Genomic DNA, 22,948 nt, shown 5'->3' with positions numbered 1-22,948 from the left:
GCCGTTGAAGAAAATAGCGTGAAGCTCACATGGATGTGAGCTTAGCTTTCGCGGTACAGGATGTACCATCGGAAGCGTTAGCATTTTCAAATAAGGCCGAAGCAGGCTGCAAACGAAGTTAAAAGCTAGATCAATTTCCGTCGCAATTTTTTCGCTGCTGTTGTTTGGTTAAAAAGCGAAAATGTTGCCGGAACGGCAGGGGTGATCCAAGAGGGGATTGCTGTTGATCCCCTTTTGGCCCGTGCAGGGTGGAACCTTGCGATCTCAATTCAAACGAAGTTTGAAAAAGTCAGTTGTGGCTGCAGGCCATAAAAAAATCATCGTTATGATAAAGACTTCACCACTAAACAAGACACCTGTTTTTGCTTCCCATATTGCATCACCTGCGCCAGTTCAGACTGACTAATAGGTACATACGCCGCATTAATCGCATCTTTTTGCGCTTCAACAAATGGGTCGTGAATAAACATAAACTGCTCGTTGTAACCGCTCAACACCACCCAATGTGGGCCTTTCTCGCCATTAAAGCGATAAGTACTTATCATCAGCAAAACGGCATAACCGCTGTCAATCCAATGTTTAATTTGAACCAGTGTAGGTGCCGCGTTGTGTATCTCAATACCTTGCGAAATCAGCTGTTGGCAAAAATCGTCATGCACAATCGTAATGACGGCTTTTTTATTGCTGTCACGAACGCTATCTATAAAAGGAACCGAGGTTGATTGGCTGTACATTTCAATTTGTAAGCCACGCTTAATCGCTGCTAAGGCTAAGCCATGAACACTGCAACCGCCGTGGCCGCTGGTCATAAAAATAGTGGTGGCTTCGCGCCAAATGCTCAGCTCATCAACTCGATTTGGATTATATTGCGGCTTTACCGCACTCATGGCCATCATTAAGCAGGCCGCGCCACAGGTAAATGGGGTGGTTTGTACATACAAAGGCATCTTGATGACTTTGCTTGGCCCTGGTGGGTCTAAGCGTTTGTGCATGCGCACGCCATCGGCCAAATCGTCATAATAATGCACTAAGGTCTTTAGGACTTTATAACCCATTTTTAAATAAAGATTTTTGGCGGCGATATTGTCGTTTCGTACTTCTAGGCGTAATGTAATGAAACCACGCTCGACCACCGTGTGCTCACATTGTGTGACCAGTTCGAAGGCAATGTTGCGACCTCTAAATTCGCTTGCAACGGCAATAGAGTACAGCCTGGCTAGCCGAGTACCACGATGAAACAGCACCAGAGCATAGCCTGCAAGTGTGCCGTCTATTTCGGCCACTAATAAGCTGTCCAGAGGTGAATTGATAAAGCGTTTCATCTGCCGAGAACTGATTTTATCGCCACTAAATGCATTGTTTTCGATGTGGTTTAGTTGCGGTAAATCGCTGGGGGTTGCTTGACGAATAAGCATGAGTCGGCTCGAGTTGGCAAAACATGATAGTGGCTTAATTTACGCGCTAAACCGCACAAGAGGCAACAGATATTTATGGCTCATTTTTTAATTGTCACCGACGATGTTAATGATTGGCGTCCCTATTTGCCCAGTGACCATATGGTCACGGTTCATGATTATTTAGAAATGGGCGCATTTGCAGATCAAAGCGCCATGCAAGTGATTAACTTGTGTCGCAGTTATGATTATTTAAGCACAGGTTATTACTGCTCGTTAATGGCGGAAGCTCGCGGGCATCGCGTGATCCCCCGGGTAATGACCATTAATGATTTATCTCAAGATCGTTTTTTTAGTTTACCGCAATCAGGCCTAGATAAGCTGCCAGAGTCGGTGAATGAAATCAGCATGAAGCTGTATTTTGGCTATTGTGATAATCCGTCGCTAGACAAGCTTGCACGTAAAATATTTGAACGTTTTACTGTGCCTGTATTGCAGGTGAGTTTGTTAAAAATGTCAGGTAAATGGCAAGTTAATACTATTGAGCCGGCTGCGTTTCAGGATTTAACTGAGCCAGAACAAGATTTATTTGCCAAGTATCTTGAAGTGTTTTCACAAAAAGTATGGCGTTTACCGAAACCGTCGAAACGTTATCGTTACGAAATTGCCATGCTGGTGGATGAGCATGAGAAAATGCCGCCATCAGATAAAGCCGCATTAAAGTTATTTACTAAATCGGCTAATCGTATTGGCATGGATTTAGTCCAAATTGGTTCTCATGATCTGGCTCGGTTGAGTGAGTTTGATGGTTTGTTTATTCGCTCCACCACCAATATCAGCAACTTTACCTATCGGTTTGCTAAAGCGGCTGAGCAACTTGGGCTAGTGGTAATGGATGATCCTGAATCCATTATGAAGTGTACTAATAAGGTGTTTTTAACCGAACTATTAAACAAACATAAAGTGCCCGTACCCAAAAGTTTAATCTTTAAAGCCTCAGATAAAAACTGGGCCGATAATGTTATTGATACCATAGGGTTACCAATTGTACTGAAAGTACCCGACGGCGCATTTTCGCTCGGGGTTGTTAAAGTGAAAGACCGTGAAACCTTACTTGAACAAGCGGCGATAATCTTTGAGCACAGTGCATTAATTTTAGCGCAGGCGTTTATGCCAACCGATTATGACTGGCGTATCGGCGTGTTAAATCGCCAACCTATTTATGCCTGTCGTTACTTTATGAGTCGCGGTCATTGGCAGATTTACCAACATCATCAAAGTGGTCGTGTCAGCAGTGGTGATTTTGACTGTATCGATTTGAAGATGGTGCCACAAAATATTGTCGATGCAGCGGTCAAAGCGTCTAATTTAATTGGCGCAGGCTTGTATGGTGTCGACTTAAAAGAAATCGACGGTAAAGCTTATGTGATTGAAGTGAATGACAATCCGAGTATTGATCATGGAGTAGAGGACTTGTTTTTAGGTGATTTAGTGTATGACCGCATAATGACTGAATTTTTAAGGCGTATTCAGCTTCGCGGCATGTAATTACCAGGCAATAATCAACCAATAAAAAAAGACCTATTAAGGTCTTTTTTTATTAATTAGTTGTTACTACATAAGTATAAGATTGTGCTAATTAGCGCAAATTCGGTAGCAGTTGCGTCCGGCTGCTTTCGCAGAATACATGGCTTTATCGGCACGCTCATATATATTTTCGGCTTGTTGCTGCGGTTTTGACTCCGCAATGCCTAAACTGCACTGAATATTATATTCGGTAAGCTCTGAATGTTTTGGCATCATATCAATGATACGTTGGCATACTATTGCAGCGGCCTGGGCATCCCCTTGGGTAACGATCACAAACTCATCACCGCCAATTCTAAAGGCTTGGTCTGTATTACGAATGGCTTCATTAATTAACGCGGCAAAGCCCACTAATACATAATCACCTACTTTATGGCCATGCGCATCGTTAAGTTGTTTAAATTTATCTAAATCTAATACAATCAAAGATACTTGGCCTTGTTGGCGATTAGCTCGCGCTAATGCGATGTCGATTGCCTGGCGGTAATAATAACGATTACCTAATTGGGTTAGTGCATCAAACATGGCTTGATTAGACATATTTTGATACTTCAACGCATTATTCAACGGTTGAATTAATATGCCTTCAAGTTGCCCTAAAGTGTGTTTTTGCGCCGAACTAAGTGGTACAGACAACTGATAGGTTATGATAAACGTATCTTGGTTATCGTTAATAGTACGTTGCAGTTCAATACCGTAGTGACGTCCCCAAACAAACTTTTGTTTGTCTAGGCTCAATTGTAGTCCTTTAATCGGCAAATGTTGTCCTAGGATTTTGCCGAAGCAGGCAAAAACTGTCCGAGGATCTAAACTTCCATGTAGTTGTTGAATCACTTGAATAAGGTCCAGTTCGGGTTCCATATTCAAGTAAGCGTCTGAACGGTACCAGTAATCTTCAGGATATAATTCTGTCGCTATTGAAAAATCCATTATATTGGTTCCAGTACGTTACAACTAATTACCGTATTAATAGCAATAATCGTGCCTATGAAAAATTTTCTATAGTTATTAATTGGTTGTTGTTTTACTGTAGTACTAACAAACCCTTTTATTTCCCTTTTGACAGTTTTTTGACAAGGAGCCAAAGCGACAATGGAACACAGCATTTTTATCCATATTTTGTTGATGCTTGTGATTGCTATTGTGGCGATTGCATTGTTACGTCGACTCGGCTTACCGGCCATTCTAGCTTATTTACTCACCGGGGTTGTCAGTGGCCCCAGCGGTTTTCATTGGTTTACCCAATTACAAATGCAATCAGTGGCAGAGTTAGGCGTAGTGCTACTGATGTTTACCTTAGGACTGGAGTTTTCGGTACCAAGGTTGTGGGCAATGCGCCGAACCGTTTTTGGTCTGGGTAGCGCCCAAATGCTGGTAACGGCCTTTGTGGCAGGCGGTATAGCCATGTTGGTTGGGCAAAACTTAGTGGCAGCGGTGGTGATTGGTTCGGCTATTGCGTTGTCGTCAACGGCCATTGTGTTGAAGCTGCTTAATGAACAAAACTGGTTAAGGCGCAGGCACGGCGAGCTGTCGGTCAGTGTGTTGTTATTTCAAGATCTAGCGGTGGTGCCGCTATTGATTTTAATGCCACTGCTCGCGAAAGGCGGCGCTGAAATGAGCTTCAACAGTATCGCGTGGGGATTACTTACCGGTATTTTGGCATTTCTAGGGTTAATGTCATTTGGTAAATGGATATTGCCACGTATTTTTGATGAAGTAGCCCGCTCACGTTCAAATGAATTATTTGTATTATCTACTTTAGTTGTCGCTTTGGTGACTGGCGCATTTACCCAATGGCTTGGGTTGTCGATGGCATTAGGAGCATTTATTGCTGGGATGTTGCTTGGCGAAAGCCAGTATCGACGCCAGTTAGAGGCTGACATCAGGCCATTTCGTGATTTATTAATGGGTTTGTTTTTTATTTCCATCGGCATGCTGCTGGATTTCAATCTAGTGATGCAATATTGGTGGCAAGTATTATTGATTTTGGCTGGGGTGGTACTCACCAAAATATTAATCGTGCACGGTTTGCTCAAGCTTGTTGGTGAAAATACTAAGGTATCACTTAGTACGGCAATCAGTTTGGGGCAAGTCGGTGAGTTTAGTTTTGTGTTACTGGCATTAGCAGTTAATTATCAATTACTCGATACCGAAGTGAGCACTGTGTTAGTGGCCGTAGCCGTGATCTCTATGTCAATGGCGCCTTGGCTTATTCGCCACAGTGTTGATATTGCCAAAAAGGTTAGCGGCAATAAGCTGCCACCTAAAAATGAACCGATTGAAATTGTATTGCCTCATGCTGATGAAAGTGATGTGGTACTGATTTTAGGTTACGGCCGAGTAGGGCAAACGATTGCACGCTTTTTGAAAACAGAAGCTGTGCCTTATATGGTGCTTGATTTAGATCCCACTAGAGTGACAGAAGCGAGAGCCGCAGGCGAAAATATTCATTTTGGTGATGCTTGCAGAATGGCGCTATTGAAGAAGATGGGCATTCGCCAAGCGAGCTTAGTGGTGGTGACATTTTGCGAACCAAGGCAATCTGAAGAGTGTTTAGCAGTGGCGCGTAAACTGGCTCCCGATGTAAAAATATTGGTGCGCACTCGCGATGATGCCAACTTACATGAGCTTAAAGAAGCGGGGGCGACTCAAGTTATCCCTGAATCACTTGAGGGCAGCTTAATGTTGGTATCGCAAGTGTTGTTTAAATGTGGCGTCCCTTTGGCACGGATTATTAAGCGTTTAGAGTCAGAGCGGCGTAATCATTACCAATATTTACACGGTTTCTTTTCAGGCACCGAAACTGATTTCACCTTAGATTTACTCCATGCCGTGTCACTGGCTTCAGGCGCTAGTGCTGTGGGGAAAACCGTTGCAGACATTCCATGGCAAGCTTTGGATGTTGAGCTTAGAGCTGTGCGGCGTAAAGGCGAGGAAATCGATCCCCCTCCACCTGAGTGGATATTAAGGCGTAACGATATTTTAATGCTGGTGGGTAAACCGCGCAGTATTGAGAAAGCTGAAGAGTATTTACTGCAAGGTTAAATATAGCTTCACATGATTCTACCAAGCACCATGCTGAAAAGTGATGGTGCTTTTTATTTTATTTATTTTGCATCCAATATTAGCTTTGGTTCGTATAAACACTATTGGGGCTTTTTTATCAATATATGCGCAATTAGCCTGTATCAACTATATCGAACCATCATGGGGAAACGTGGCAGATTATGGATCAAGACACATTACTTAACTTATTAAGTGCTAGTGCAGATGGAGATAAACAAGCGTTTGCTGATTTATATCAATCTACCAGTGGCCAGTTATTCGCGGTTAGTTTAAAAATGCTCGGTCGACGTGAGTTAGCCGAAGAGGTACTGCAAGAAGCCTACGTAAAAATTTGGCATAACGCGACTGAATATCAACATGGAAAAGGATCGGTTCTCACGTGGATGATCAGTATTGTTCGTTATCGAGCTTTAGACATGTTGCGTTATCAAAAGGTCAGAAAGGAAGATCCACTTGAAGATGGCCAAGAAGCCATTTTTGAAGAGCATATCAATGATGACGGGCCTCAGGTTCATAAAAATAAACTCGACCAGTGCATGGGAGAACTCGAGCCTCAGCAGAAACAAGCAATTCATCTCGCTTACTATAATGGTTTATCGCATCACGAAGTTGTGGGGCACTTAGATTTACCATTAGGCACTATTAAGAGTTGGATCCGTCGTGGTTTACAACAATTACAGAGGTGCTTATCGTTATGAATTATCGTGATCCTCAATTAAAAGACGCATTAGCAGCAGAATATGTGCTTGGTACATTGCGTGGCCAAGCTAGACGTCGGTTTCAAAAATTAATGATGCAAATTCCCAGTCTGCGTGAAAGCACTTGGTTATGGGAGCAACATTTACATGGCATGAATCAATTGTTAACGCCGATAACCCCAGATGAACGGGTTTGGCAACAAATCAGTATGTCGCTAGGGTTTGTCGATAATGTGGCCCAAGCACCATTGCCAGAAACCTCAAATGTGGTGCCTATGGCAACACGTAACCGTTTATGGAAGGGATTGGCTTCAATGGCAAGCGCAGCAGCCATTGTTATGGCTGTTTTAGTTGTGAATAATCAGCCTGTACCAGTTGCTACATCGCAGCAAGTTGCGGTAGTGCAAAGTGCACAATCTAAAGCATTATGGCTGATTGAGGTCACCTCCAATACGATTGAAGTGCGCTCTACTAGTAACCTTAAGCCACTGGCGAATAAAGACTATGAGTTATGGATGGTGGCTAAAGGTGTCGAAAATCCAATTTCATTAGGCTTACTGCCTAAGTCAGGCAAGTTAACATTGGTGAAAAACAGTCAATTTGATGACATGGATATAGTGGCTCTGGCGGTGAGTTTAGAGCCTTTGAACGGCTCACCAAATGGCTTACCAACAGAGGTATTGTATACCGCAGAGCTAGCAATTTTATAAAGCCTTAATGATAAGGTGATGCTTCAAAGCATTGATGTGTTACCCCGCTGACATTTAAGCGGCCAATAGTGAGACTATTGGCCGCTTTTTTATGGCTGCAACTATCCATTGGATCCATTGGCTATCGATGAATTATCGGTTAACGGGAAATTGTTAACGACTCATTTCTGAGTGATCACATACTAAAGGATTGTATTAAAGAAATTGTATAGAGGGGTTGCATTGAAAGGACCATATTGATAGTTCATTATGCAGGAATTAACATTTTCATTAAATTAGTAAAAATAGTTTATTTATAAATTCATTTAAATTCAGTGTGTTAATTTTTTATTTAATTTATTTCAACAATAATTGCTAAAACCTGCATCCAAAATGGAACCTGAGCCGTTTACTGATATGACTCTACTACATAACAAGGAAATGGTCATGAAAGTACTAAAAATATCCCTAATCGCCAGTATCGTATGCAGCACTTTATTAGGCGCTAATGCATTTGCGTCAAGTCACCGAGAAGCACCCAATATCACTCGTTTTCCAACATTAGACTCTACCGACTTCTACGCCTTTAATAGCTATGAAGCAGGACGTGAAGATTACGTCACTCTTATCGCCAACTATATTCCACTGCAAGATGCCTACGGTGGACCTAACTATTATGCGATGGATCCTGCTGCGGTATACAGCATTCATATCGATAATGATGGTGATGCTATAGAAGATTTAACCTTCCAATTTAACTTTACCAATGAACTTGCCAATAATAATCAAGGTATTGCGTTAACGGTTGGTCCTGCTGACAATCAACGTAGTGTGTCAGTACCGCTTAAAAATATTGGTGGCATTACTGCTGCGGATCAAAGTGCGGCAAACTTTAGCGAGTCGTATGAGTTAACACTTGTTAAAGGACCACAAAATAGTGGTAGCGCAACAGCGTTAACCAATACTTCAGGGGCGATGTTCCATAAGCCACTGGATTACATTGGTAATAAGAGTTTCGGTGATAGCAGCGCGTATGCAAGTTATGCGGGTCAATTCATCTACGAATTTAATCTCGATGGTTGTGCAAGTCCTGGCAAAGTGTTTGTTGGCCAACGTAAAGACCCTTTCGTGGTTAACTTAGGCAAAACCTTTGATTTGGTCAACTATGTGCCTGTAGAAGGTGATAGTGCACCGGGCGCTGGCGACCAAGGTGGATTTCCAGGTGGCATCACTCAATCTGTTGATAATGATGATTTGATGGATAAAAATGTCACAGCTATTTCAATTGAAGTGCCAAAGTCTTGTTTAACCACTCAAGGCAACGGCACCATTGGTGCATGGACTACCGCCAGTTTACCGCAAGCGCGTATTTTAAATCCAAATGCCAAAGTGGGTAAAACTGAAGTCAACGGCGGTGCATTAACTCAGGTATCTCGTCTGGGTAACCCGCTAGTGAATGAGTTAGTGATTGGCTTAAAGGATAAAGACACCTTTTCGACTTCACATCCTAAAGATGACACTCAGTTTGCTGACTATGTAACACACCCGAGTTTACCAGAGTTGCTTAACATTCTATTCAAAGACGCTGTTAATCAAACGTTGGGAACAAACATTGAAACGTTAGCGCCAACTAACTTCCCTCGTACCGATCTTGTTACTGCATTTCTAACTGGTTTTGCTGGTGTTAACCAACTTGAAATGGTGACTCCTTCAGAAATGTTGCGTCTTAATACCGGTATTCCTGCAAAATCACGTGATATGCAGTCCGCTTTTGGTGTTGCTGGTGATGATTTAGCCGGTTTCCCAAATGGTCGTCGTCCTGGTGATGATGTGGTTGATATTGCACTGCGCGTGGTAATGGGACGTTTATGTTACCCCATCCCAGTCAATGGTACAGACACTGATTTAGGCCTTTGTACCAGTGATGATGCCAGCGTTGGTAACGTGCCATTTACAGATGGTGCCCCTGTTGACGCGACCATGATGATGGATCACTTCCCTTACTTAGCGACGCCGCTTTCGGGCTCAAAATAAGGAACATAAAATGAATACTTCTTTACGATATGCGACGCGTCAAGCGCTTAATAATCTCGCTAAACCAGTGGTATTAATCAGTGTGCTCAGTGGCGGTTTTTTAGCTGGTTGTAACTCAGATGATGATGCGATGACCATGGTTAAAAACAGTGCGCCAATGGTGAACAGTGTCATGCTATCCACCGTGACTGAAACACCGGTGACAGAACAAGTGATAGCCACCGACAAAGACGGTGATGCATTAACGTTTACAGTGGTGAGTGAACCGACGCTTGGTACGGTTAGTTTAATGCCAAACGGCGAGTTTACTTATACTCCTGCCAATGAAGTGACTGGCATGGACAGTTTTACCGTTGCAGTGACCGATGGCGTAAACGACCCTGTAGCGGCAATGGTGAACATTACTATTGATGCTGAGCAAGTGATGTTTTCAAGCTTAAGTCGTCAGGCGTTTTTACAACCAAGCAAAGCTGAACCCTTACGTGTTAATGGCCGCGTGGTTGAGAACGATGTCTCAACGGCTGATTTTTACAACGACTTATTACTAGATTAATAGGGCGAGTTCTATTAGCTAGCTTAAGTTTATAATAGGACGAAATATCTATCTTATTCATCCTATTAATTATTATCTCAGCTGAGAGGTAATGACTAATTAGATCGATATTCATAGCCAAGGATGGCATCAAGGAGGCGTTATGCAAGTGATATCAGGGCGATTAACACCAATGATTAAGTACCTAAAGTTTTACCTTAACATTCAATTTCACATCAATCTTGTGGTGGTTACCAGTGTATTTTTTTTGATGGTAGGTAATAGTATTGCGGCGCCATATACGCCAAAAGATACCAGTGAAGTTATTGCGACCTGGAAAGTGTTTAATGCTACCGATAAGCAAATGAGCTTAGACGACATCAGTAATTTTATAGAACAAGGACAATATCCTGGTGAAGCTGATTATCGCTATGGTCGTGCAAAAGCTTGGTTACAAGCCAAAATGGCCAATGCCAGCCCCGATGCGCAGACCTATTATTTATATGCTCGAGTATTACAGCATCAACACCAATTTGATCGGGCGATAAAGGCGTTAGAGCGCTCCATTGAATTAAAACCGACTGCGATAAATAGTTGGTTATTAAAAGCCAATATTCATCTGGTACAGGGCGATATTGTTGGTGCAAGGCAAGCGTGTTTAACCCTAATAGGTAAAGCCGATATTTTATTAATTTCTACCTGTGCATTGGAGGTCGCGAGTCAAAATGGCAAGTTAGTCGAAAGCTATCAAGAGTTAGCTCGATTGTATCAATTATATCAGCCTAATAATGAACCAGAAAAACGTTGGATAGTGCAAATTCTTGCTGACATGGCATTTAAGCAAGGTATGACAGAAGAAGCATTGAGTTATTTAAATCAATTAGATATGGACAATGCTCCGGTCAGTTTGTTAGCGCTATGGTCTGATATTGAGTTGGCATTGAATCAACATCAACAGGTGTACGACACTCTCTCCAGTATTGTTAGTCGAAATGCTGTTCAAGACGACGCACTATTATTGCGCTTGGCGATAGCGGAAAAATCTCTTGGCAATACTGTTAAATGGCAATGGAGTTTTGCCCAAAGAGTTAAACTGCGTGAGCAAAGGCAAGACAGTTTACATGCATTCGATCTGGCAAAATATTATTTAAATGTTGATATACAGCCCAAAAAAGCTCTTTACTGGGCCAACATAAACTGGCAGGTAGCACGTCAAGACAATGATCGGATACTTTTAGAGCAGGCTAAAGCATTGTTGAGAAAGACTAAAAATGATAAAAAGTCAGTACAAGTCAGTCGAAATATCTCTGTCGACCATGTAGTAAGTTAAGGATAAACCAGTGAAGGCATTTACACGTGTTTTTTCGGTGATGAAAGGTGGATTATTACTGCTAATGTTGCTGTTCAGTCAGAGCAGTTTAGCCCATCAAATGAGCACCAGTTATTTGTCTGTTCATTTAGATAAATACGGACAAATTCAAGGCGATTGGCAAGTGCGCTTTTTTGACATAAATCAGGTTGTCCCTATTGATGATAACCAAGATGGCGAGCTTGCGTGGGGGGAGCTGCAAGCTCATCAAATTGCGATAGTAGATTATTTACGTTCATCTTTGACAATCAGCCGAGAGCAAGATTGTCCACTGAGTTTTAACCCAACGCAGCAAGTTGACCAGCATTTTAGTGAAGGTTATCTAGTCAGTTCATTTCAGGCTGAATGTGATAGCCCCGGAGTGTTGACCATTAATTATCAAGCTTTCTTCAATATAGATACTGATCATAAAGTTATTACCACCATTGCCACGCCCGATCATCAATACACGCGAGTGATCAGTAACGATAACCCGATCATATTGATTAATTTAGCTGAAAGTCAGTTCAGCGATACATTTACTGAATATGTTTACCAAGGTGTAATTCATATTTGGAAGGGCACTGATCATATCTTATTTTTATTAGCGTTGTTGTTAACCTGCGTATTGGTGCGTGAACAACAGAAATGGCACGCGATAGATAAGCCTAAGCAAATATTTAAAGATACCGCGTGGATTATTACTGCCTTTACTTTGGCACATTCGGTAACGTTAACCGCCACCGCATTGGGGCTTATTAATTTTAGTAGTCACTGGGTTGAGCTGGGCATTGCATTGTCGGTATTGTTTGCGGCACTAAATAATGTGTGGCCGATTGTATTGCGTTTAGGTTGGATTACGTTTGCGTTTGGTTTGTTACACGGCATGGGATTTGCCGGAGTATTAGGCGAACTTGGCTTGCCTGAAAATCAAAAACTATTAGCGATTCTTGCGTTTAATGTTGGCGTTGAAATCGGCCAGTTGGCGATTTTAGCGCTAGTGCTGCCTGTATTGATGTTTCTACGCCATACACTTTGGTATCGACATTGGGGCATGCAGCTCGGTTCAATTGCGATTGGGCTCATGGCGATTCAGTGGTCTGTAGAACGTTTTTAGTGTTTGCCAATGAATAACTAGTCAGCTTTGGATAGTGGCTAGTTATTCATTGAGATTGTATTGCCCAAGTACCCTTGTATTCGACCGTGGCTAACTTATGCTCGGCTTACATTTGGCATATGTTCGACTTATGTTTGAGACGGTGTACAAATAACCGACGTCAGTAGCCATTAGTCAGACATTCGCCCACCTTAAATTCCTCTTGGTAATATCTCCCATCGACTCAAGTTTAAAATTGGCTTTAGTGGTAAGCAAACTTTTGTGTATGTTAATTCGTATGATGATACAGATTATTGCTGTATCTGAGCTTTAGCGACCACCCAATATGTGTAATCGCAATAATATAGCGTGTTTGAACGAGTTATTTGTTCGAAAGATCAGCAAAGCCTAGATATTGCCTGCTTTCTTCCATAGAATGGCAAGTTAACTTTTTTATCAGCAGCCATTGTTTATTTTGCTGCGGTTTTATTAGGTGTATTGATGTCGGCGAAACTGTTTAATCTCCCCATTAAGCTTTCATTAGAGATGATTGCGAAACTGTTTTCGGCCACCCAAATTCAAAAAGCGCAAAACTATTTGATCCAAGGTCGAGTTCTAGAAGTTACTGCCAGCAGTAATAATCATGATATTGAGGCCTATGTAGAAGGCTCTGCTGCTGAACCCTATCGTCAAGAAATCACTCTGGTTAATGTTAATCACAAAATTGTGATGCGTTCACATTGTACTTGCCCTGTTAGAACAAACTGCAAACACGTTGCTGCTGCGATGCTGGCACTGGTCGATAAAAAACCGGTTGAAGAGCAACGTATCCACCAATGGTTACGCCAACTTGACGAGCAAAAAACGGTTGCCGAGTTTGAGGAAGAGGACGAAGAAAAAGATCGCATTATTTATGTGTTATCGAATGATCCTCATGGTATTTTTGTCGAATTTAAACGCAGTAAATTAAATAAAAAAGGCCAATACAATAAAGGCAGCAAGCTGGCATTAGCCGATATTCGCTATAGTATGCCGTGGTGGATAGACCCTGAAGATAAACAGATTATCAGCTTGTTATTGTCATCAAATAATCATGGTTCTAAAATTTATATTGAAGGTGAGATTTCATTTTTAGCACTGACTAAAATGCTCACAGCCGAAGTGTGTTTTTGGGAAGAAAATCGTATCCCCCTAACATGGGCTAAAGCCGTTGTGCCTGAGTTTGTCTGGTGTGAGATTGATAAAAAACATACCCAAATGCAAATGCGCATGCCTGGGCTGGATAATTGGGAGTTTATTGCTACCGAGCCACCTTTGTATGTTGAATTAGACTATCTGCATCTAGGTAGAATAGAAACTGATTTACCAGTTAAAAAGTTAAGTTTATTGCAACACATGCCGCCAGTGCCCTTGGCTCAAGTAGATGCCATTAGTCATAAAATGCTCCAGCATTTTTCGCCTAAAACGGTGCCTGTGCCGAGTGAAATTGATTTTTGCGAGATAACAGACTCACTGTTAACACGCTTAACTTTTACGCGTGAGCTCATTGCCAACAACCCGATTCTGCAACCGGTTATTCGAGTTGATCATTGTTACGGTGAAATTACCTTTAATGCATCGACTAAACCCGAACGCATAAGCTTAGTCAAAAAAAATCAAGTTCAGTATCAAGTGCATAGACATGTCGAGCAAGAACTCGCGGCATTACAGTCATTAGCGGATATAGGCTTAGTGACGCTTGAGCCAGACGCTACGCTGGCCAGTTCACAACAACCCTACTATGTCAGTGTCGGCTTATTACCCGAGTCGATTTTTGAATGGTCTGAATTGACCGACAATGGTCTTGATGCGTTAACTGCGCTTGGTATGGATATTCATTTTGATGATGACTTCGACTTACAAATTACCGATGCACAGTTAGATGTCGACTTAGTTGACGATGATGAGTCTGGCTGGTTTTCGTTATCGCTCAGTGCCGACATCGATGGTCAAAGTGTACCGTTATTAGCCTTAGTTGCCCGTTGGTTACAACAAAATGGTGAACCAGCAGACGATGATGAATTGCTATTACCTGGCCCTAACGGTGGTTTTATTAAAATCAAAGCCAAAACCATTAAGCCGCTGATTAGTATTATCCAAGAATTATTTAATCGTCATTCTGGCGATGTCATTTCGATACCACGCAACCGTGCGCATATTTTGAATGATTTATCTGCCAGTGACGTGCGTTTACTCAATGGCGAACGTGTGCGCAATTTAGCCACCAAACTCGCAGAGTTTAAAGGGGTGGTTCCGGTTGAGTTACCCGATGGCTTAAATGCGACATTACGTGATTATCAAAAACAAGGTTTTGACTGGTTGTGTTTTCTTAAAGAATATCAACTAGGTGGTATTTTAGCCGATGACATGGGCCTGGGTAAAACCGTTCAAGCATTGGCATTTTTACTCAAAGCCAAGCAAGACGCTACCGAGCGTCGTACCAGTTTAATTGTTTGTCCCACTAGCTTAGTGGGTAACTGGTTAAAAGAAGCCAATAAGTTTGCTCCGTCGCTGAATGTAGTGGTGATCCACGGTAATAAACGCCAGCCGTTATTAGATCAAATTAACCAGTTTGATGTGGTCGTAACAACCTATCCATTAATGTTACGTGATGAAGCCATTTATTGTGAATATGTGTTTGAGCATATTATTTTGGATGAAGCACAACAGATTAAAAATGCCCAAGCAAAAGTCACCCAAGTGATTAAAACCCTTAGAGGTAGATTTCGCTTATGTTTATCGGGTACGCCGCTTGAAAACCATTTAGGCGAATTAAAATCATTGATGGATTTTTGTTTGCCAGGTTTATTAGGTCAGCATACTTACTTTAATAAACAGTTCCGAGGTCCGATTGAGAAGCAAGCCGATGTTGAAAAGTCGCAGTTACTGAGTCAGCGTATTGCTCCTTTTATGCTGCGCCGCACTAAAAAAGAAGTGGTATCAGAATTACCTGAAAAAACCGTGATTATTCAAACTCTGGAACTTGAAAGAGATCAACGTAATTTGTACGAGTCTATCCGTTTAGTGATGGAGAAAAAATTGCGTGAACTGTTTGCCAAGAAAGGAGTATCGAGTAGTCATATTGAGTTTTTAGATGCATTGTTGAAGTTGCGTCAAGCCTGTTGCGACCCGCGTTTAGTTAAGCTTGAACAAGCTCAACAGGTAAAAGACAACGCTAAAATGACTTGGTTAATCCAAAACCTGCCTGAAATGATTGAAGAAGGTCGTAAGATCCTTATCTTCAGCCAATTCACCGGCATGCTGGCACTCATTGAAGATGAACTGAAACGCTTAGCTATCAGTTATAGTAAGTTGACAGGCCAAACTCGTGACCGTCAGACCCAAATTGATTCGTTTCAAGAGGGGGATAACTCGGTGTTTTTGATCAGTTTAAAAGCCGGTGGAACCGGACTTAACCTTACTGCTGCGGACACGGTTATTCATTTTGACCCGTGGTGGAACCCTGCCGCTGAGCGCCAAGCGACCGATCGCGCTCATCGTATTGGCCAGTTAAACCCGGTGTTTGTTTATAAACTGATTGCCCAGGGCACCGTTGAAGAGAAGATTCAAGAAATGCAGCAGCACAAACAAGGTTTGGCTGACAGTATTTTATCCGATGGTACTCAAGGTCCATGGCAGGGCAGTGCAAATGATTTATTAGCATTATTGAGTTAATCGTTGAGTTAATAACACGAAAATCACTTGAACTAGCGTGTAGATTCGCGAAGCTCAAGTGATTTAGCGGTTATCAATTACCCTAGATGAACTCGATAACATTGGCTTAAAAACGTTGACTCGATACACTTTGATTAGATAAGTATGGACTCGAAAATGGAGATGAACCTTGGTTGCGGTGTACTTTAAACGTGGCTCATCAGCGCCAAGAAAACGGCGCTCATCCCGTGCAACTCCTGCTGAGCATACTGCTTATTTTGAACAGGTATTTGCCGAGCTTCGGCTTCATCCTGAAAAAATTGCTATTGTTAGACATAATATTGCTGAGTTTCAAGCTCAACCTTATTTGAAAAAAGGCCTGCACACGGCAATTGACCGGTTACTGTTGGTGTTTGAAGACGATAACGACATCGAACTGTTATATCGCCAAGTAATGAGTGATGATATTGGCCAACGGGTAAGACGCTACCCGCTGATTTTTAAAGGCATCATTTCAATAGATTCAGATGCTGTGTAATCTCATTCAGCGAGTGCTTTATCAAATATAAGCACTAGTGCCATGAGCGTTCAATAAAGCTACCCGTCAGTCGTTTAATAAATGGTCATGCCAAATAGCTTTGCGCTATTCTTGTTCACTTTGCCATTATTAATAACGATGTTGTTTACTGCGCTAAAACCATACAGCACAGTAATCATGCCGTTGCCATTAAATACCTAAACCGATTATCTATATTTTGCCTATAACCCTATTGTCATTTATCTTTTAGCTTGAGTCCTTTGACCGCTTTAAGTCGTTCCCCCGATACCGTGGTATCTAAAATATTCGTTAGGTTAATTTACCGGATGGCACGCTTCGCTTAGCTGCAATTATTTCGTTGTATTTATTTCGTTGTAATTATTGCTAGTAGCCATCATTTGGCTACATATTAGCCATATATTTGAGCGAAATAGGATTGAGTGTTAAACAATATTCATATTGTGGATAAAATACTCAAAATGTTTACGTTTAATGGTAATACTAGTTGAGTCGTAATGCTCAAAATGCTTGGGTTCATCTTTTTAAATAATTGAAGCTATGCTGATAGTGATAAATATTATCTACACGAGGTCGTTTAAATGATCTTTACTAAAATCATCTTCGATTAATACCAGCTTTGATTAACATCGCCCTAGATTAATTTCCTAGGGACAGATCCGTTATTAGTACTATGTTGTGAGACTATTTTGTGAATTTTTAATAAGGAGTTTCAATATGTTAAGGATTGCTAATATATTTTTCAATTTACCCGTAAAACAAATGATTGATGATCGATTTTCTTTGAAAATTTTAGTAAATCTCGTGGTATCACTGTTTTTAGTTTCATCGGTAAGTATTGCTTATGCAGAAACGCCAGTATCCAAAACTGATGGCAAGCCATTCTCCCATGACAGCGTCGTAGAAGTTGCTCAAAAACTGTCCCAGACCCCCTTTATTGAACCCAAACAAGCCCCTGAAGCGCTGACTAAAATAGATTATTCAACCTATCGTCAAATTAATTTTCAGCAACACGCTGCTATTTGGGGCAATGCGCCTACGCCTTTCTCGATACAACTATTTGCTCCCGGGTATATCTACAAACAGTTAGTTGATATTGACGTGGTCGAGAATGGCAAATCATTTCCGGTAGCAGTATCTGAATCATCTTTCAGAGTGCCAGATGAATCAATTGGCAAATTACTGGAGCAAGTCGGTAAATATGCAGGGTTTCGTTTGCATTACCCAATTAATCGTGATGATTATAAAGATGAATTTCTTGTGTTTCAGGGCGCCAGTTATTTTCGTGGGGTCTCTAAAGGGCAAGCGTATGGGTTATCTACCCGCGGACTTGCCATCAATGTTGCCGATCCTAAAGGTGAAGAATATCCTTTATTTAAAAAGTTTTGGATTGAACGTCCATCCAGCCATCAAGAGGCGATTGTGGTCCATGCGTTACTAGACAGTGTGAGTGTAACAGGAGCCTATCGATTTGCTATTTACCCTGGCGATCCGACCCGAATGGGCGTCGATGTTAAGCTTTTCCCAAGGCAGGATGTTAAGAATGTGGGTCTGGCACCGTTAACGTCAATGTTTATGCACGGCGGCATCGATCGCGCTGATACTGCTGATTACCGTCCAGCGGTGCATGACTCTGAAGGCCTGCTAATGGAAAAAGGCAATAGTGAGAAAATTTGGCGGCCACTGAATAATCCTCGTGGATTACAAGTGAGTTCTTTTATGGATGAGAATCCTAAAGGATTTGGTTTGATGCAACCACATCGAAAATTAGATTATTATCAGGACCTTGAAGCAAATTATCATCTTCGTCCATCAGCGTGGGTTGAACCAACGGGTGATTGGGGCAAGGGCAGAGTCGAACTGGTTGAGATCCCATCGGATTCTGAAGCCAATGACAATATTGTTACCTATTGGAAGCCAGAACAAGGCTTGAAAAAAGGTCAGCCATTCACTTACTCATACCAATTGACCTGGGTGGATCAGATCCCTAAAACCGAAGGCAAAGTAAAAGTGGTTCGAACTGCTGGTGGTCGTAAATTATCGACAGATAAAAATGAGATCGTTATCGATTACAGTCACATTAATGCCAACGATGTCAGTCATATTCGTGTCGATGCCAGTATCAGCAGTGGCGCTATTTTAGAATCACGTATTGAGTCTAATCCCAGTGTTGATGGTGCCAGAGTTTTTATCACGTTCGATCCTCAAGATGCTGAGGTTGCAGAGTTACGTGTACAGCTAAGTAACAAAGATAAACCGCTTGGTATGACATGGCTGTATCGCTTTACTGCAGAGGACTGGCCTTTATGATAGCAAATGATGCTCAAATTACTGATCATGGTGAACGTGCATTGCCTGACGAATCGTCACTGTTAATGCATCGCCATGAGGTTTCTGAACCGGGTCATAGATTAACTCTGAATCAACAAACTGTGTGGTTTACGCTGCGCACATTTTTTGCACAGTTATTTGTGTTTATGGTTACAGCAGGCTTATCGACTTATGGCATAAGAGAAATGTATTTGGTGCTTAACACCAATGCCATTACCAGTTTGCAAATGGTTTTTTTGGTGTTGTTTAGCATTAACTTTCTGTGGGTTACTTTCGCTTTTTCACAGGCACTATTGGGTTTTCTGTTGCATCTCAAACCGCGCCTGATTAAAGAGAATGAGACAGAACCCGATTTCAAAACGGCGGTATTGCTACCGATTTACAATGAAGATCCGCTGCGTATTCGGGCCACAATAGATGCGATGAGTGCAGATTTAATCGCTACCGCACCGGGTAAATATGCTTTCTTTATTCTCAGTGACACTAATCGAGCAGATGCATGGATTGCTGAGGAACAGACTTTTCTGGATCTTATCAATAATAGCCAACCACTGTGTCCGGTTTATTACCGTCGTCGTCACCAAAACAGTGAACGTAAAGCCGGTAATATCGGCGACTGGGTTCAGTGTTGGGGCGGTGATTATGAGGCAATGATAGTGCTTGATGCTGACAGTATCATGAGCGCAAAGTCGATGGTGACATTATCACGTCGTTTAGCTGGCGCACCTGGCGTCGGTCTTATTCAAACCTTACCGACACTGGTGTTTGCCAATACGCTTTATAGCCGTTTGCAACAGTTTGCCAATCAATGCTTCGGTCCTATTTATGCCGAGGGTTTGTCGGCTTGGCATGGTTTGTCCTCAAATTTTTGGGGCCACAATGCCATTATTCGCACTAAAGCATTTGCTGAGTCATGTCATCTGCCTATTCTGTCTGGTAAAGCACCTTTTGGCGGCCATGTATTAAGTCATGACTTTATCGAAGCGGCGTTGCTGCGTCGTGCAGGTTGGGGAGTACGTTTTGATACCGATATTGAGGCTTCATTTGAAGAAGCTCCACCGTCGTTAATTGATGTGATGATCCGTGACCGACGCTGGTGTCAGGGTAATTTACAGCATTCAGCATTTATGTTTGCTCGCGGTTTCTCATTGCCGACGCGGTTGCATCTTTTGTCTGGGGTGATGTCTTACCTGAGCGCCATTTTTTGGTTAGCGCTGATTATGGTCGGGCTTGCGATTGCGGTTCAGGCGGCATTTATACGTCCAGAGTACTTTGCCAATCCATCGCTGTTTCCAACCTGGCCAGTGTTTGATTCTGAGCGCGCATTAAGCCTGTTTTTGGTGTCAATGGCCATTGTGCTGGCACCTAAAGCATTTGGCTGGTTTGCTGCCTTGATTAATATTCCGCGGTGTTTACGATTTGGCGGGCCAATATTGTTAACCTTGAGTACCTTGTTGGAAATGATCATGTCTGCTCTGTATGCACCCATTCTGATGGTGTCGCAGTTTGGCGTGGTGTTGTCTATATTTCGAGGCAAAGACAGTGGTTGGATGCCGCAATCTCGAGACGATGGTGCATTGAGTTGGATGTCAGTGATGCGTGCTCATCTTGGTCATACCGTGTTTGGGGTTGCGCTTGCTTTGACCGCACTATCGCTCAGTACAGAACTCTTTTACTGGTTATTACCGATTACGATAGGGTTGATGCTATCGATCCCTTTGTCGTGGTTGAGTGGCGGCGCGAGGCGAACTAAATGGATTAAAACAGTCGGATTACTGCGAGCGCCTGAAGAAAAAAAACCAGTTAACATTTTGGTTAAAGTGAAGGAAAACGAGGCTGATTTGCCCCATCTACGACACATGCATCCGTTCAGTCGGTTGGTTAATAATCCTTTATTATTTAAATGGCACCTTGCGCAGTTACCTGATTTAGGTGAGCAAAAGCCGACGTTTTATGCCCCGAGAATAATAGCCGAATGGAAATTAAATCATGCTGAAAGCTTATCGCAATTGGAATCATGGTTGGAACCCGCAGAGGTGATAGCATTATTAAGCAATGCGGATTATCTACAGAAATTGAAAACAATCGGTAACTAATTTCTATCACTCGTCTTTGCAACACTTACTAAAAAGCCGCTCAATAATGCGTTATTAAGCGGCTTTTTTAGTACTTAATACTCAGAAATTAAGATTAGATTTAGGCTCTAGAGCATTATTTAGGCTGAGCCATTGCTGATGTTACTGCATTATTTAGGTTGAGCCATCACTCGGGTTGCAAAATCACTTGGTCCGGCCAAAATAGCCCGGCCTACTGCCACTAAATCGACTTGCTTAGTCGCTAAAATGGTTTCGATGTAATCAATACTTTCAATGCCACCGACACCAATCACTGCAGCAGCGTTTTTACCTGTCAGCGGCGCTGCATCTTCAACTAAAAAGCCCTCGCCGCGTTTGTCTTTAGGGCGATTCCAGCCACCAATGCCTGATGAAACATTAAGTATTTCGACCCCAGCATCAACTAGCCATTGACTAACGTGGCCCATATCGTCATGAGACAAACCACCAGGATAACCGTCTTGCCCAGGAATGCGGGTCATTACTGCTAATCTTGGCGCTGCTTGTTTTATTTTACTGACTATTTCGATCAATATTCTGGCGCGATTTTCAAGGCTGCCACCGTATTGGTCTTGGCGTTGATTTGTGAGTGGAGATAACCACTGATTAATGCCGTAACCATGGGCACAATGGAGCTCGACTAAATCAAAACCAGCTTTATCCGCTCGAATAGCGCTATTAACAAAGTCTTGTTGCCAAGTCGCGATATCATCCAGTGTCATGGCGCGAGGGGTTGGTAATACACGATCATATGCTGGCACGGTAATACCTGACGGCCCCATAATATCAGCGCTAATACCTGCACTGTCTTTTCCGCCGCAATGGGTAATTTGTAAGCCTGTTTTTACCCCTGCATTATGTAACGTCGTGGCAATTTGGCTTAAGCCGGGTAAGCAAGCATCATCATGCGCCCCAAGCTGATTAGACTCACTTCGTCCTGCCAAATTTACATGGCTGTATTCTACCATCACCAACCCTGCACCCGACTGGGCTAAATGATGGTAATGATTGATGGTCGTTTCAGTTGCTAAGCCATTTAGGTCTGCGGTTTGTGACGCCATTGGCGGCACCACTAAACGGTTTTTAAAGGTCAGTCCGTTTGTGAGTGTGAGTGGGGTAAAGCGTAACGCGGTCATTGCAACATCCTATATATTTATGGCTATCAATATGCCAGCAATCAACATAATACTGCCTGCAGTACGATTCATTATCGTTGCCGCTTTAGGGGAGGTAAATACCTGTTTTGCACTTGATGCCAAATATGCATAAGTGAGGTTAACTGAACCAAAAGCCAAGGTTGCAGTGGCGAGTATAATCATCACATCGATAAGGTCAACATGGACCATAGGCACAAAAGCAGGAAAAAAGCTGACGTAAAATATCAATGCTTTAGGGTTGCCAAGGGCAATAAGCAGGCCTGTGATTAAATTTTTAAATTGGCTCACTTTAGGTATGGTTGCTAATTGAACGCCTTTTGCGGTTGCACGCAACATACTGAAACCTAACCAGCATAAATAAAGCGCACTGGCGTACTTTATTATTTCAAACGCTGGCCCCATCGCATTGGCAATGGCAGCCAAACCAAACAAGGCTAATAGGATGTAAACAAAGTCGCCCATCAGCACGCCAAGGGTAATAAAAGCGCCATGCTTGAACCCATTTGAAAATGCTCTTGATACCACGGCAAACACTGCCGGTCCCGGTAGTATCGCCAAAATTAACATAGTGAAAAATAATGCAATAACTTGCTGTAGTATCATTAAATAACCTGAACTTGGGTTTATGGGTAGAATACGGTGGTTATAATCGA

Annotated in this window: 16 protein-coding genes; 12 read left to right on the top strand and 4 right to left on the bottom strand. The window is 42.3% G+C overall.

The genetic code is table 11. From position 1 onward, the window contains the following. Window positions 1-323: 323 nt before the first annotated feature. Window positions 324-1,415, bottom strand: a complete 1,092-nt coding sequence (locus EGC86_RS06410) for a GNAT family N-acetyltransferase/peptidase C39 family protein (RefSeq protein ID WP_123777004.1) — start codon at window positions 1,413-1,415, stop codon at window positions 324-326. A gap of 75 nt (window positions 1,416-1,490) precedes the next feature. On the opposite strand from EGC86_RS06410, the gene EGC86_RS06405 reads away from it, so the two are divergent. Beyond that, complete coding sequence (locus tag EGC86_RS06405) at window positions 1,491-2,942, top strand: RimK family protein (protein ID WP_011636765.1); 1,452 nt, start codon at window positions 1,491-1,493, stop codon at window positions 2,940-2,942. 87 nt (window positions 2,943-3,029) lie between these two features. On the opposite strand, the gene dgcS is transcribed toward EGC86_RS06405, so the two are convergent. Continuing rightward, window positions 3,030-3,911 (bottom strand): diguanylate cyclase DgcS, encoded by an 882-nt coding sequence (gene dgcS, locus EGC86_RS06400; RefSeq protein ID WP_011636766.1) that lies wholly within the window; start codon window positions 3,909-3,911, stop codon window positions 3,030-3,032. A 162-nt stretch (window positions 3,912-4,073) separates the two neighbouring features. Between dgcS and EGC86_RS06395 the strand changes: the two genes are divergently transcribed. The 11 genes from EGC86_RS06395 to mdoH all read left to right on the top strand — a co-directional run bounded on the left by EGC86_RS06395 (window position 4,074) and on the right by mdoH (window position 21,120). Then, the gene (locus tag EGC86_RS06395) at window positions 4,074-6,026 is read left to right on the top strand and encodes a monovalent cation:proton antiporter family protein (RefSeq protein ID WP_011636767.1); all 1,953 of its coding nucleotides are present in this window, start codon (window positions 4,074-4,076) and stop codon (window positions 6,024-6,026) included. 182 nt (window positions 6,027-6,208) lie between these two features. Then, a complete protein-coding gene (locus tag EGC86_RS06390) occupies window positions 6,209-6,745 on the top strand; it encodes a sigma-70 family RNA polymerase sigma factor (protein ID WP_011636768.1) in 537 nt (178 codons plus the stop codon). Continuing rightward, the gene (locus EGC86_RS06385; protein ID WP_059747272.1) at window positions 6,742-7,455 is read left to right on the top strand and encodes an anti-sigma factor; all 714 of its coding nucleotides are present in this window, start codon (window positions 6,742-6,744) and stop codon (window positions 7,453-7,455) included. The genes EGC86_RS06390 and EGC86_RS06385 overlap by 4 nt, the downstream gene beginning before the upstream one ends. A gap of 426 nt (window positions 7,456-7,881) precedes the next feature. Next, window positions 7,882-9,468 carry a DUF4331 domain-containing protein gene (locus EGC86_RS06380; protein WP_011636770.1) on the top strand — a complete coding sequence of 529 codons (1,587 nt, stop codon included), beginning with the start codon at window positions 7,882-7,884 and terminating at the stop codon, window positions 9,466-9,468. 10 nt (window positions 9,469-9,478) lie between these two features. Then, window positions 9,479-10,021, top strand: coding sequence for an Ig-like domain-containing protein (locus tag EGC86_RS06375; protein WP_123777003.1), 543 nt, complete (start codon window positions 9,479-9,481; stop codon window positions 10,019-10,021). A gap of 142 nt (window positions 10,022-10,163) precedes the next feature. Next, entirely contained in the window at window positions 10,164-11,330 is a 1,167-nt protein-coding gene (locus EGC86_RS06370) for a tetratricopeptide repeat protein (protein ID WP_123777002.1), read from the top strand. Between the two features lie 10 nt (window positions 11,331-11,340). Further along, a complete protein-coding gene (locus EGC86_RS06365; protein WP_123777001.1) occupies window positions 11,341-12,465 on the top strand; it encodes a HupE/UreJ family protein in 1,125 nt (374 codons plus the stop codon). A gap of 480 nt (window positions 12,466-12,945) precedes the next feature. Continuing rightward, on the top strand, window positions 12,946-16,158 hold the full coding sequence (locus EGC86_RS06360) for a DEAD/DEAH box helicase (protein WP_123777000.1): 3,213 nt from the start codon (window positions 12,946-12,948) through the stop codon (window positions 16,156-16,158). A 169-nt stretch (window positions 16,159-16,327) separates the two neighbouring features. After that, entirely contained in the window at window positions 16,328-16,675 is a 348-nt protein-coding gene (locus EGC86_RS06355) for a hypothetical protein (RefSeq protein ID WP_123776999.1), read from the top strand. Window positions 16,676-17,410: 735 nt separating this feature from the next. After that, window positions 17,411-19,003, top strand: a complete 1,593-nt coding sequence (locus EGC86_RS06350) for a glucan biosynthesis protein G (protein WP_123776998.1) — start codon at window positions 17,411-17,413, stop codon at window positions 19,001-19,003. Beyond that, window positions 19,000-21,120 carry a glucans biosynthesis glucosyltransferase MdoH gene (gene mdoH, locus EGC86_RS06345; protein ID WP_123776997.1) on the top strand — a complete coding sequence of 707 codons (2,121 nt, stop codon included), beginning with the start codon at window positions 19,000-19,002 and terminating at the stop codon, window positions 21,118-21,120. The genes EGC86_RS06350 and mdoH overlap by 4 nt, the downstream gene beginning before the upstream one ends. Before the next feature lie 149 nt (window positions 21,121-21,269). Here mdoH and EGC86_RS06340 read toward each other — a convergent pair whose 3' ends face one another. Both EGC86_RS06340 and EGC86_RS06335 read right to left on the bottom strand, forming a co-directional pair. Next, window positions 21,270-22,274: an oxidoreductase gene (locus EGC86_RS06340; protein ID WP_123776996.1), complete on the bottom strand. Its 1,005-nt coding sequence runs from the start codon at window positions 22,272-22,274 to the stop codon at window positions 21,270-21,272. Between the two features lie 9 nt (window positions 22,275-22,283). Further along, window positions 22,284-22,898, bottom strand: coding sequence for a LysE family translocator (locus EGC86_RS06335; RefSeq protein ID WP_123776995.1), 615 nt, complete (start codon window positions 22,896-22,898; stop codon window positions 22,284-22,286). Between the last annotated feature and the right edge of the window lie 50 nt (window positions 22,899-22,948).

The sequence above is a fragment of the Shewanella frigidimarina genome, from assembly GCF_003797125.1.
Classification (GTDB): domain Bacteria; phylum Pseudomonadota; class Gammaproteobacteria; order Enterobacterales; family Shewanellaceae; genus Shewanella; species Shewanella frigidimarina.
The sequence above is the reverse complement of the archived record's forward strand: the minus strand, read 5'-3'. Positions and strand labels throughout refer to the sequence as shown.